General features: G+C 62.4%; 7 protein-coding genes. All 7 read right to left on the minus strand.

What is annotated here, in order from left to right; translation table 11 throughout:
- Positions 1-192 precede the first annotated feature (192 nt).
- The 7 genes from HX830_RS29315 to pgaA all read right to left on the minus strand — a co-directional run bounded on the left by HX830_RS29315 (position 193) and on the right by pgaA (position 13,863).
- Positions 193-1,224: a type II toxin-antitoxin system PemK/MazF family toxin gene (locus HX830_RS29315; protein ID WP_152741802.1), complete on the minus strand. Its 1,032-nt coding sequence runs from the start codon at positions 1,222-1,224 to the stop codon at positions 193-195.
- Positions 1,225-1,327: 103 nt separating this feature from the next.
- Entirely contained in the window at positions 1,328-1,588 is a 261-nt protein-coding gene (locus HX830_RS29320; RefSeq protein WP_152741803.1) for a hypothetical protein, read from the minus strand.
- Between the two features lie 547 nt (positions 1,589-2,135).
- The gene (locus tag HX830_RS29325) at positions 2,136-7,412 is read right to left on the minus strand and encodes a dermonecrotic toxin domain-containing protein (protein WP_177104168.1); all 5,277 of its coding nucleotides are present in this window, start codon (positions 7,410-7,412) and stop codon (positions 2,136-2,138) included.
- Between the two features lie 101 nt (positions 7,413-7,513).
- A complete protein-coding gene (pgaD, locus tag HX830_RS29330; RefSeq protein WP_152741805.1) occupies positions 7,514-8,017 on the minus strand; it encodes a poly-beta-1,6-N-acetyl-D-glucosamine biosynthesis protein PgaD in 504 nt (167 codons plus the stop codon).
- Complete coding sequence (gene pgaC, locus HX830_RS29335; protein ID WP_152741806.1) at positions 8,014-9,369, minus strand: poly-beta-1,6-N-acetyl-D-glucosamine synthase; 1,356 nt, start codon at positions 9,367-9,369, stop codon at positions 8,014-8,016. The genes pgaD and pgaC overlap by 4 nt, the downstream gene beginning before the upstream one ends.
- A gap of 3 nt (positions 9,370-9,372) precedes the next feature.
- Complete coding sequence (gene pgaB, locus HX830_RS29340; RefSeq protein WP_152741807.1) at positions 9,373-11,370, minus strand: poly-beta-1,6-N-acetyl-D-glucosamine N-deacetylase PgaB; 1,998 nt, start codon at positions 11,368-11,370, stop codon at positions 9,373-9,375.
- Positions 11,371-11,382: 12 nt separating this feature from the next.
- Positions 11,383-13,863, minus strand: coding sequence for a poly-beta-1,6 N-acetyl-D-glucosamine export porin PgaA (pgaA, locus tag HX830_RS29345; protein ID WP_152741808.1), 2,481 nt, complete (start codon positions 13,861-13,863; stop codon positions 11,383-11,385).
- Between the last annotated feature and the right edge of the window lie 6 nt (positions 13,864-13,869).

Raw genomic sequence — 13,869 nt, forward strand, 5'->3', positions numbered from 1 at the left:
ACTGCGTTTTCACACAGTCTGCTATAGGCGGTTTGTTGTTTACGTTTTCTTTTGCAGTATATGCCCATAGGCCGTCGCGAGGTTCCGGTACTGCTCCAGTGATCCCCGCCAATGAGATCAATGCTATCGAGGGGGGCACTTGCGTGTCAAGCCTGAATAAGTAACCTACGTAAGCGGAACGGAGCTATTGGCCTAGCCGCCAGCAGGCTCGCCTTCAATCTCGGAGTACAATTCACGCAGCTCATCCACTGCCTTCTGCAAGCAACCTCCCCCCATCCGCTTATCCCAGTCATTTGCAACCTCATTCACCAAGGCAAGCTCAGTCCTTTCAAGCTCCAACTGCGCAATTTTCGCGTTGGCTGCCTCCAGGGCAGCATGCATCGGCGCGAGTGTGGTTATCTGCTGCTGAGCCGCCGCCAGCCTATCTTTGGTCTGCTGGTAATCGGTCACACCAATGGTGTGGGTCAGACACCCTTTCAGCAATTCCTTTTCATCAGGAGTGAGGCGAAGCACGTAGTTGAGGTTGCGACCTTTGCGTTTCACTCCTCGCACCTCATAGTCTGTGATGGGAGGCAAAATCCTGCTGGCTGATACGGACTCAATCATGCTCGAAATCACCCAGCTTTGTTTTCCGCTGGAGCCCCACACGGTGAGCTGATCCAGGGTGTCACGAGATAGCTGGAAAGTAGTCTTGTCGTTGGGACTCTGGGGATCAGAAGTGACCGGAGCCACTTGAACGACGTTCCGGTTAACACGAACGACCACAGCCAAACGCCGCTTGTGCATTTCTCCCTTCTGCAAGGTATCCGAATAGCGTTTATTCGTTTTCAGCAACCCATCTTCCCGACCGATAGCCTGGATGAACCCGTAGTCAACTTCGACCACGGTGCCGCTCTGAATGATCTTGCTAAGGGATGACCCTCTTTTTGTCATTGTCTTCTGCAGATACTCCTCTGGGGGCCCTTGAAATATTTTGCTCAGGGTCACTGCGTAAACCACGGGTGACGCAGTTGGAAGTGACACCAAACACACACCCTCAACGTGCCAACGGTAGTTGTCCACACCAGTGAACTTCTTGATACAGAACACCTTGTGGGCAGCAGAACTTGGGAGCAAAACCTCAGAGATTGACTCGAGTGTCTCTTTACCTAATGGGGTCAGACAAACTGTACCAGAGAGCCCGGACTTAGCTTGCTGGTAATATCTGATGACAATGGTATCCATCTACGTCCCTGATCTATTCCGCTCTCACAAAGGGCGTCAACGAAAAACCCCGCACAAAATGCCAGGGCTTGCGCTCAAGTTTGTAATGGGTTGTGAACGCCGGCTATTCGTCAACCCGCCGCCTGACCACTTCCAGCAAATCCGCCCCCTCCCGGAGCAGCAGATACGCAGCACTGGTGAATCGGTACAAGTCGTTATCTTCAAGACAGGTGATGCTCACGGACGTGATGCTTTCCAGTAGATCGGTACCTGCCTTGATGCGCTGCTGCGCGCATTCCAACAACTGAGCTACGGGGACGTGACTGTCGATCAACAGGACAGGGCGGTTGGGAAGATTGGTTTGCAGCGAAATATATTGCGCCATATTACATAACTCCTGAATTGACGATCCGGCAAATTAAATAAACCGACAGACCTGAAGGTCTCCCGCACACAGTCACCATGAACTGCAATCGCCAGGGCCAATAGCACCCACGAAAAGACATGATACAACTGTGCCTAATTTGTTTCGGATCGCCAAATCCAGTCACTGGTTTGTGCAGCAACATGCTGAACTATAGGGGGCAAAATTCAAGGTATGCAAGCCGCCCAGGGTGAAGATTATAACTGGTTGTAACAGCCTGCCGTGACTCATCGGCCGCAGAAGACGGTTTTTGAGCTTACAGCCCCAAAGCCCATAGCGGAGCTTTACTCCATCGTGCCGAAGGAGGACAGAATCAGACCTAAACGACAGGCAAAATAAAGGCCGCTATAAGCGGCCTGAGTGCAACCAAGAAAACACTCGCCTGGATAACTTGTAACTCAGCCAGCGCATCAGTACTTTCTTGAGTCAGAGCCTACGCCATCCCCAAGGTCAAGATCAGGGTCATTCGTCATAGGGCAACAACCATGGCCGCAGCCCTCTGAACCCCCTAGACCACCCGAGTAAAATACACCGTGACCTGCCCGGTATCCCCCGAGCGCTGTAGCCCCGCGATCAGCTTCACCAGGCGCCCCTGCTCCATGGCCTCCTTGACCGGCTTGAGCAGCGCGCGCTGACCCAGCGGCCTCAAATCGAAATGTCGGTTGAACCAGCCATCCGTCAACTGTCGTGGGCCCCCTTGGTAGCGGGTCATGGGTATCGAACGCTTGTCGGTCCATTTGAGCATGATGTAGTAGAGATGCTCCGAGTTCGGGTGAGTACAGAACAGGTTGACCGTATTGAAGGACTGGGATTTCGGGACCTCGGTCACGACAAAGCCATGACGATGCAAGATGTCGATCACGGCGTTCTCGCTGTTCGAGGCCAACTCGGCAATACGGGCCGCCCCCCTGGCGTCGAAAAGCCGGGGATTAACGGCCTGGGGCGGATCGAAGTCCAACCGGGAAAAGCCCGCTGTATCGGCCGCACCACCGATGCGCAGGTAAGTCTGCCCCAGGGGCCGGGCATCGAGTTCGCGCAACAGCACATCCATGCGCACGCCCCGCGAGCTCCAGGCTTCCTGTGTGCGCTTGAGCGCGACCATCCGGGTCGCCGTGGCCGACGAATACTCCATATCGGTTCGCTCGATCAACCGACGGGCCGTCTTGCGCAGACTCACCGGCGTCATGCCCGCCAGGGGTTGCGCCAGGGACTGCTCCAGAGGCTCGTTGAACAAGGCGGAACGCACTGTCCAGCTCTGGCTGCGCGGATCAAAAGTAGCCGGTACCGGCTGTTCATCCAGACGCGTCCACCAAAGGTTGAAGTCGGCCTCGGCATGGGCAGACAACGGAACGGGACGTTTCAGAAAAACGATATCGGGATGAACCCCGGAACCATCGGGAAGCAGTTCGAAATAACGATCATCGATCTTCAGCAGTCGAACGTGTTCAGCCCCCCGCCGTGCATACAGCCCCCGGCTCGCCGACAACTCCACGACCTGGTCGCTTTCCAGGACCAATCCCCGGGTCTTCCAATCCACGGGCAACAAGGCCGGCCGGCGGGTCATCCATTCCAGTTGCAGCACGGGAGCACCGGCGGACTCCGGCAACGCAGGCCGCGTCCAGGGTTGCCACATCGCGCGACTGGGGCCCGGCTGCGGCTCGGGCGCATCGGCACGCAACAGGTGTTCGCCCGGCTCGCGGATATACAGAATCAGCTCATTGTCCTGTACGGCGGTTTTCTTCAAGCGCAAGGCACTCTCGCCCTTCGGCCGGTAGACCTCGTAGCCGGTGCTGCCATCGGTGATGAACTGCACGCCGTTTTTCGCGTAGCTGCCGGCATTGGCCGGACCGTGCAGGGCCACCGCATCGTCAGGGGGAATCTTCGCTTCATACCCCGGGAGCAAGGGCTTGGGCTTTGACGCAATCTTCGTTTTCAGGGCCATCGCGCCTTTCTGAGACAAGCCCTGCCGACGATCGAGGGTCCGCAAGGCCGCGCGCGACCAGCCTCCACGACCGACCCGTAGCGGCCGGGAGACCGCACCGACACCCTTGCTCAGCGGGTAGAAGGTCAACGCGGCGTCGACCAGCGTCATGTGCACCGCCTTGAAGAGTTCGAAGGCATCGCGCGGATCACCGCTACGGTGAAACTGACGCACAGCCACCGCCGTCTCCCGGACATTGACCGCAATACTGACCACGGGCACCACCGACAACACCCTGAGCCAGTAGGCCGAGCGCTGTTCGCGTTCACGCAACTCGCGCAGCTGGGACAATTGTCGAGCCGAATTCGACACCATCCGGGCCCGCTGCTGCGCCCGCAGGACAAAGGCATGCGCCAGCACCAGCGACAGGTCCCAGCGTTGGGTTTTCCTGAACCGCAACCAGCGTCCGGGATTTTCCGCGATCTCGCGCTTCACCTCCTTTTCCAACGCCGCGGAATCCGGCACGGGTTGCTCCGGCTCGCTCGTCCACCAGCTCTTGATGGCCTTGAACAGCAAAGTGGGTTTGACCATGGCAATCGGACCTGCCCCCAAAGGCGTCAGGCCGATTGGCCGCCGATCATCGCGCGCAGGCGCCAGGAGCCTTGAGCGCAGCGCCGGGTCTTGCTCGGCGGGATAACCCTCGATGACTTCCGCCTCCCAACCGGCCGCCAGCCTTTGCACAATGTCCGCCACCCGCTGCGGCGCCCGCTCGATATTGACCAGTGCCCGTTGCGCCGTCGCCAGGTCGGCGTGCTCGGTCAGCACCTGCTCATGGGGAGCGCCCGGCAAATAGATGAGCGTTCTTGCAGAAACCTTGTCGTGGATGGCCACGGCATTGCCCACATGCCGGGCCCAGGCAAAACCCCGGCCGGCAAAGGTGACAAAGTGCAATTCGAGTTCAAGCTGCTCGGTGCGCAGGTCGGCGGCAGACTCCGCATTCAGGGCCCTCTCGAAAGTCTCGGCGGCCCAGTCGCTGAGCCCCTGTTGCCGAGCGCTGAACAATTCCATTCGGGCCCGCTGCCTGACCAGCCGATACAACAGCACCTGATCGAATGCCCGTAGCGGTTCGAGCCTGGGATCATCGACGCCGTAAAAAGCCCGCTGGATCAGGGTGTCGTAGTGGCCGCCAAGATCGAGTGCCGAAATCGTCGCCATCAGATAATCCGGCGTCAGTCGCTGTTGCCAGGTGCGATCCAGTATTCGTCCATGCTGCAACCGACGTTTGGTCGCGGGCGCTTGCGGATCGAGGTTTTCCAGGGCCAGGCGCAAGAAGCTGTAGGTCGTGCGCCCCTCGCTGACCACCGTCTTCGGACCCGCCTCGCCCACCGTGCGTTCAGGATGCCCGGCCCACACCCGCTCGACGCTGTCGGGAAGGTCGAACAGCGGCTTGTCGATATCCAGTTCCGGGTAAAAACCATCGCGCTTGAGCTGCTCGATGATGCTCTCCCGGGCAAAGTCGTCCAGGTCCGGTAGCTGGAGTTTCAGCTTGAGCTCCTGGGCATGCATATTTCTCTGATAGCGGGCCAACAGTCGCGCGTACTGCTGGCGGACCGGGCGGGCTGCCGTCGGCAGCCAGTCGGGAAGGCCTTGCGCCTGCTTCGCACCGAGCTGCAGCAGCGCAATATTGTCCAGCGCGCGCTCGCGGGCATCGTGATCCGGAACGCCCAGGTTCTCCTCCAATTCATGGGCCAGCAGTTGCAGGGAACTGTGGGCGTCGCCAATTTCAGAGAACGGCCGCAAACCGCTCTCGACCAACCGGCAGACCCGCAGGTGGTCCTGGATCTGTTGCTGGAGTCCCTGTTGCAGGGCGTCCCTTTCAATCGCTTGATAGTGGATGGGAATCCGCTCGCCGTCAGGCCGTCCCCGCACCCAGCGACGGGCCTCGCCACGCCGGTCCCGGGCAATCAACGGCCAGAAGCTTTCGCACTCTGGGCTGCGCAGGCTGACGTCCAGCTGTTGCGAGAGACTGTCGAGGGTCATGAAGCGTTGCAGCCCGCCCAGACGTCCCGGCACAAACAGCAGTGCCGATACGCTCAAACGCGGATCGGCCAGCGCGGCTCGGGTGCTGATGACGCAGGCGCCCGTCAGCGACCACCCTGAGGCCGCCGGCCCCAGGCCGATCGCGGCGACCACTGTCTCACTGGCCAGACGCACATCCGCCACAGGCTGTGGCAGCACATCAAGCAGGCGCGCCCGTTCCTCCTGATCGAGCAGCCCGAGCTGATGCTGCATCTTCGCCTCGTGCAAAAGCCCCTGGCAGCGCCCGCTGAGCAACTTGTCTGAAAGATCGTTCCCCGTCTGGTCCCGGGCGTTCCAGAATTCGGCCTGGCCGTATCGGTCCCTGTCCTGAAGCAGGCCCTGGACATAAACCACCAGTTGTCGCCAAAGAGTGTGGCGTGTCAGCAACTCGCCATAGGCCGGCGTGTCGCGCCCGGGGTCCTGTTCATCGAGCAACTTGAGGAGGCCAAGCTCCTGCTGCCGAACCTTGCCCTGGCGCAGGCGCACGGGAAGATCAGCGGCCAGGTGGCCGAAGCTGATTTCCAGCCTCCGACGACGCTCATCATGTCGAAGCCTTTGTGCAAGCATCGTCCTCAGGGGCGGCAAGCCGGCCAGCGCCGCACGCGACTCCTGCATGGCGTCCACCGCCTGCAGCGGCGTCAGGCGCCCGACATCGATCACCCTGTCGGGCAGCATATACGCCCTGTTGAGCAACAACGCGGCGGCCCACTCGTTGGCCAACTGGGTATCCAGCCGGCTAAGGGCACTGTGGGCCAGGGCATCGCCGCCAAGCTCGGTCCCCCCCTGGAAGCGGTAGGCCAGGGCTGGGCCATCCGGTTGGGGGAACAACTGATGGCGCTCTTGCAGCGCAAGCAACTGCCAGGGCCGATAATTCCCCGGTTCGTTGAACAGCTCCGCGAGCCGGTGTTGCATCTCGGCGTGGCTGGCAAACTCGAAAAACTCCTCCAACACCCCAGGCACGAAAATCAGCTGCCTCCCCCGCTCGGCGCTACCGGAACCCCGCAGGTGCAAAGCGCCGCTCAAGACCACCGTTGCCGCCCCCGTTCCCGGCCAGACCAGCTCCGACACCCTGAGTCGCCCCCAGCGGCCGCCGGCAAGCGCCCGCGCTTGCGGGGTCGGAGCGTCCAGCAGGCCCATCAGCATGTTGAATCCGGCAGCGGACAAGGCATCGGTGCCATAGGCCAACAGGGCCTTGTCGTGAAACTGCAGCTTGTGCAGCTCGATCAGGCGCTCGCGCCGTGACAGAGGGCTATCGCACGCCGGCTCATGCCAATAGCCGCGCAGGGCCGTGTCGAAACGGGAAGACAACCCTAAGCGCTTCAGACGTGCCAGCACCTGCTCCGGGTCCAGTGCCAAAAGCCTCTCCGGTTCGTCAGCCAGACTCAGGCGCACGGCATGACCCGGCACCAGGGACAGGAACGGATTGCGCAACAGCGACATGGCCACCTGCGCCAGGGTCCGCGCCGTTTGGCCGTCGCCGGAATGCAACGGCGGGGCGAACACCAGTTGGTGCGGATCGTGTCCGAAGGCCTCGGTCAGGATCTGCTTGAGCAATGCACCGATCCGCGGCGCTTGCGCGAAGAGCTTCCTGAGTTGATGCTGACTATCGAGCCCACGCACCAGCGCCGCCTGGAGCCGGTTGAGCAACAAGCTGGGGCGCTCCGCGGTCGCAATACGTTCATCGAGTTTCTCAGCGAGGCGCTCCAGGGTGGCGCCACGGGGATCGGGTAAAACCGCTACCGGCTCGACGGGCTCCCCGGGAGGGTCCGCTACGGAGGTTTTCATAGGATTTCCCTTGTTCCATGGAAAAAGGGAAAAGCGTAGAGCGCGAAACGACGTCCCCGTGCACTAGATAGTTAAGGTGCGGGCCTCACCGCGAACCGGCGCTACAGCGACGGGCGATTGCCGTCATCCTCCGATGGCAGCTGGATGATCGCAGGCGCGGCCAGCGGCAGCTCCTGCGGTTCAACGCGATACAGCGGCGTAATCACTTCAAGCACCCCGCCATGCTCATCGTGATGCACGATCATCGTCGCCGACTGGCGCATCCGCGCGAAGTTGTCCTCGCTGAGCTTGAAACTGCGGCTCAAGCCCTCATCCCCGACCACCGGCGCGGGCAAACGGCGCCGACTGAAACCACGGCTCTTGCGCTGCTGATAACGCGCCCAGGCAATCAATACCGCCGCATTCAGCAGGCCGACCCACAGATAAACCTCCAGGGTATTGACGGCGTCGAAGAACGAGATATCGATCCGCGGCCCCGTATGCCCGTCGAACAATGGTATCAACCCCTGGATCAACAGGTACCACAGCCCGGCCCAGGCCAGCACGGTCAGGACCACATCCACCAGCACCATGAACGGCCGCTGGCGGGTTCTGATGATTTTCATGACCGCACCTTCTGCTTGTCGTCATCGACGGGCTTGATCCCCCGGTCCGGACTGACCCAGCGCGCCCGCTTGCCGCTCTGGCGGAACAGCACCTGGGGAAAGCTGACCAGGGTGGTGAAGAAGCTGATGAGCCAGAACACCAGTGGATACCAGACCACCCAGAACATGATTTTCCACAGGTCTTTTTCGTAGCGGCGGTCGATCAGCAGGCTGACCGCGAACTGCCCCAGGCAGACCATTGCCAGCAGCAACCCGGTAAAGGCCGGCGGCACGATGCGGTGCACGGCAATCGAGGCCGGCATTTCGATAAACAGCCCCATGCAGTAGAAAACAATCGACAACAGCAGGGTGAAGGCCCAGCCGGTCGACAGGCAGTACTCGAACAACAGCGGCCACAGGTAACGATGGTTCCACTGCCAGATGCCCCGGATGTTCTTGAACAGGACCTCCGCGCCACCCCGGGCCCAGCGCAACCGCTGTTTCCACAGCCCACGCAGGGTCTCCGGCATGAGGATCCAGCACAGCGCCCGCGGCTCGTAGAAAATGCTCCAGTGATCCAGTTGCAGCTTCCAGCTGATATCGATGTCTTCGGTGATCATGTCCGGGCTCCAGTAGCCCACCCGGTCCAGCGCCGTACGGCGGAAGGCGCAGATCACCCCGGAGATGGTGAAAATCCGCCCGAAGACCCGCTGCGTGCGCTTGATCAAACCGATGATCGAGGAAAATTCACCGACCTGGACCCGTCCGACCAGGGTCGAGCGGGTGCGGATCCGCGGATTGCCGGTGACGGCGCCGAGGCGCACGTTCTGCAACAGCGGCGCCACCAGGTAGGCCGCCGTGTGCGGTGCCAGCAAGGCGTCGCCGTCGATGCACACCAGGTACTCGCTGCGGGCCGCCACGGCGCCCATGCGCAGGGCCACCGCCTTGCCCTGGTTCTGCGCCAGATGAATCACCCGCAAACGCGGGTCGAGCAGTGCCAGGCTGTCGAGCAACGGGCCGGTGTTGTCGCTGGAACCATCATTGATGGCGATCACTTCGATGTTGGGGTAATGCTGGGCCAGCGCGGCCTCGATGGTCTCGGCAACATTGTCCCCTTCGTTGAAGCAAGGGATCAGGATCGAAATCAGCGGCTCACCCGCCAGCGCCGGGGGCAAGGTATCGGCTTCCCAGGGCCAGTGGCGTTCCCAGTGCAGCCAGAAGTACAAACCGCCGGCCATCCACAAACCCGACATGAACAACGGGTAGAAAAATACGAAGTCCATCAGGAATTGCCCGGTGACCAGAAAAATCACGCCGAGGGGAAACCCCAGGACGAGCGCCAGGACGACCAGAGCCAGGATTCGATCCATCATGATCTAGGGATTCCACTTGTTGGACAGTGCCGGGCGCACGGCCTGCACAGCCGGGCGGCCATCCAGGAAGTTGTCCGGGTAATAACCGAAACTGCTGGCGCCCTGGCGCTTGAGCCGTCCCATCCAGTCAGCCAGCAGTTCACCGTCGAGGTCCGTCGCCGGCTTCTGCCGCCAGTCCCGAGCCTGCAACTCGAACACCGTGCGATCCAGCGCGCCGGGGCGTTGCTTGACCTTGCCGACCAGGCCCTCCAGCCAGTCGCCCGCCTGTTTCTCGCTCTGCCCTTCCATCAGCGGCATGGCCATGGGCACGGTCCAGTCGTAGCTGGCGAGGAAGTCGTCGAGGTTCTGGGCGAACCAGGTTTCACTCTGAGGATCGATCACCGGCTCCGTGAACAGGTTGCGCGCTGTCTGTACCTGCGGGCCGCGAATGGCGCGGACCCTCGCGGTGAGTTCGGCGGTGAAATCGATCAGGTAGCGGCTCTTGAACCGAGTCCAGCGTTGCAGTGTCGCCGGATCACCGCGCAGGGCACCGAGGGTGCCCGGCAGGCCATTGGCGGCGTAGGTCCGTAGTGCCTGCGGGCTAGCATCCTCGAAGTCGGACAGCACGGCATCGTCGTGGTAGAGAATGCCGTCGACCGAGGTCAGCCGGGCCACGTCTTCGTAGATCTCACCAATGATCCGCCGCACGTTCGGATCGAACGGCGACAGGCGCTTGTATTGTTTCGGGTCCACCGAGGCCTGCCCGCTGGCCGGATCCCAGCGCGTCACCCGGGGCAGTTTTTCATCCAGGGCAAAACTCAGCACCGGCATCCAGGCGAAGACCTTGACGTGGGCCCGGGTGTGCAGTTGCCAGGCAACGCGATTGAACAGGTCGGCGCGCATCGGCAGATGGCGGTTGGGGAAGTACAGCGAACGCGCCAGGCCGTCCCCCGCCGGATCGGCGAACGCTTGCAGGAACACGGTATTGGCGCCCATATCCGCCACGTGCTGGACCAGCATGCCGAGGTTGGCTTCCTGCTGGGCCGGGTTCGGGTCGTAGACATTATCCAGGTCGACATGCACCACGCGCATTGGCAAACGGTTCTGCACCGCGACAACAGCACTGGCGTAGTGCGCCCCATCCGGGTCCGCCGCCACCAGCAGGCGCGGGCTGTTCATCAGTTGGTCGAGGCTGTCGATACCGTCGTCCAGGGTCAGCGCGATCTGGTAGCCCTGCTCCTTGATGACTTTCAATGCAGTGCCATCGGCGGTGCCGTAAGGCCAGATCCAGACCCGCGGCGAATAACCGGTGGCCGCACGAATCTTCGCCGAGATGGCCAGCACATCCGCGCGCGTGCGAGCCTCGAAATCGGCCTCGCTTTCATAACGACCGGTCGCCGAATCGTAGCGCCGGGTCGCCGCCGCCGGTTGCAGGTTGCCCTGGGGATTGGCGAGCATGCCGTGATGGTTGGCGTTGGTGTGCGCGACGATTTCCACCAGTCCCGAGGACGCTACTTCCTTGATCTGCGCCCAGTTCAGAAACATGGAGCGCGGGCGCATGTCACCGGCAAAATCCACCGGTTTATCCGCCGGGGTATCCATCCAGACGCCGACCGGGGCCAGCAAGGCCGGCCATTGATAGCTCCTGAGCAGCGGCATCACGCGGGTGTAGAAACTCGCGTAACCGTCATCGAAGGTCAGCAAAATCGCCCTTGGCGGTAACTCGGGCCCACCCTTGCGCGCCGCCAGGATCTGGTCCACGGTCACCGGCCGATAGCCATTCTCCCGGAGCCACGCCAGCTGCTCGAGCAAGCGTTCGGTGCGCACGGCAACCACCGCCTGGTCCGGGTCGCGGTCCTCAATGTCATGGTAGGTCAGGCTGAGAAAATGATTTTTCGGCCAGGGTGCTTCATTGATCGGCACGCTACGCTGCGCGGGCGCGACAAATTCGACCGGCTTCTGGGCACAGGCACCGATCAGCAAGGCTCCCAGCAACAGGATGCAACGCGTGATCCAAGGCATCATCATCCCCTTCTAGAAACGGTAGGTCAGATCGACGGTCAGCCGCACGTCGCGTTCGCGGTCACCGTCATAGGGCCGACTGATCCAGCTCAGGTTGGCTCCGGCCTCCAGCACATCGTTCCAGCTCACCCGCTGGCCATACCCCAGCAGCGCAACGGCACCTGTCGAATAATCGCGCTGGCTGTAGGTCCCGGCACCGACCTGGAATTGCTGGCTCCACTGGGTTTCGTAGCGGCTATAAAGCACATGATTGACGTTCACCGTCGGCAGCACGCTGAAGTCGGACTTGGGGTTGAAGTACGGCACGTCTTCGCTCTTGCTGTTGTGGCTGGTGCCGACCTCCAGGCCCAGGTCCACCTGCACATGGGCCGTGCTGTAGATACCTTCGCGTCCGGTAAGCAGGGCCTCGGTACGATTGTTGCCGTCGCTGAAATGCGAGGGCGTGACCGCCAGCTTCCACTCGCGGCTTTCGTCGGCGCGCCAACGCAGGAATGCACTCGCCGAATTGGCGCTGATGTCGCTGTTCAAGGCGCGCAACGGCGTCGCCGCCGACAGCCGTTCGAGGCTGCCGCCGTATTGCCAGTGATCGTTGATATCGAAGGCCGCCGCCAGGCGCGCGCCGAGTTTGTCGCCATAGCCGTAGGACTGGTTGGAGACCTCGGCCTGCAGGGTCATGTCACGGGTCCGATCTTCGATACCAAGCCGCTGCCAGCGCCGTCGGGCGTCTCCTTCGGTGAAGCGGCCAAAGGCGTAACCGGCCCCGGCGAACAGCCGCCAGTCCTCATTGATCGGCGGACTGTAGAGCGTGCTTTCAATGCCGTAGTCGCGACTGCCGGTCACCGCACCGGCACCGGCGGCGCCGCCACCGAAACTCTTGCCGGTATAGGCCTCGACCCGCAACTCGGCCATGTCATGGACTTCGCGCAGACGCTCCAGGCGCTGGACCTGCAGGCTCTCGGCAAACCGTGCGGCAACGTCGTCGGTGAGCACATCGAGCTGGCGCCACTCCTGCAACGCCAGGGCGGTGTTGGCCTGCGCCACTTCCAACCCCAGGTCGCGCGGCGCCTCGCTTTCGGTTTCCTTGTTCAAGGCCTCGGCACGCCGTGGCCACTCACGGGCCAGGTACATATCGGCCTGGGCCACCCGCAAGCCGACCTCGCCTGGCGCCTGTGCCACCAGCGCCTCCAGACCTTGCTCGCTGGCGGGCAGATCGCCGTTGTGCTGCCCCATCTGCGCCGCCAACTGCTGGGCGTCCAGCCAGGCATCGTTGGGAACACCGCCCGGCACGCCCTTGAGCTGCAATCGCGGCGGTACGGTGAGCGCCAGCGCGTCCGCCAACGCGCGGGCTTCTTCCGGCTGGTCGCTTTCAACCAGGGCATAGACCAGCGCCGAGGTATCGCCCGCCTGGTCGATGGGGTCCGCGCTGGGTGCCGCGAGAATCTGCCGATACAACGCCACGGCCTTCTCCGGTTCGCGCACCGCGAGGTAAGCCGAGGCAATCCAGCGCTGGGCATAGGGTGGGATCGTCACCCCTTCATCGATCAGTTTTTGCGCCTCGCTCAGCACCTCGGCATTGCGCGAGCGGGCCTTGAGCGCACCCAGGCGATCGATGCGCCAGTGCACCACATCATCATGGGCCTGCGGGTCCGCGGACCAGGCCGCGAGCAAGCGGTCGTAGTCGGCCAGGGCACGATCGGCGACGACAAAACGTTCCTGTTCGGTTCGGGTCGGCAGCTCGGCCAGGCGGACCCGCTCGGCGGCCAGCTCGCCTTCAAGGCGCCGGGTCGCGGCCGCGTCGATCAGCCCGGGATGCCGCTGGGCCAGGCGCAGGGCCGGTTCCGGCAGGCGCGTGCGCTCCAGGGCGAACAGGTATTCACGCATCACTTCGGGTTTATCCGACGCCCGGATAAAAGCCTGGTCGTACTCGAACAAAGCATCACTGTTAGCGCCCGAGCGGGTCAGCGCATACCCCAGGGCCATGCGTCGGGCCGGGTCGTTGGGTTGTTTGTCGACCTGTTCCCGCGCCCGGCGCACCGCATCCTGCGGGTCACCGCCATCGGCCTCGGTAATGGCCAGGCCCAGTTGCAGGTCGGCATTCTGCGGTTCGCGCTCCAGGGCCTGGCGATACAGGCGCTCGGCCTCATCCCAGCGTTTCAGGTTGCGATAGGCGCGGGCGACGGCGGTCAGGGCCTGGGTCGGCAAGACCCGCTGGGCACCCTGGGTTTCATAGACACTGACCACTTCGGCGTCCAGCCCGGCCCAGCTGGCGATCTGCAAGTGATCGCTGATCTGGCCGGCGGATTGTTGCGAGGCGGGCAGCTGGCGCAAGAGCACCAGTGCCGGGGTGTAACTGCCGTCACGGGCCTGTCGGATAAGCTGGTCGTAGGCGGCATCGGCGAAGGCATTGAGGGGCCAGAGCAACTGGCTGCACAACGCCACTCCCAGCAACGTGTGCAATCTGCCCCCGAGGCAGAGTTGAGCATTACGCGGCATATCGTC

The organism is Pseudomonas gingeri, from assembly GCF_013385425.1.
In the GTDB taxonomy this organism is placed as follows: Bacteria; Pseudomonadota; Gammaproteobacteria; order Pseudomonadales; family Pseudomonadaceae; genus Aquipseudomonas; species Aquipseudomonas gingeri_D.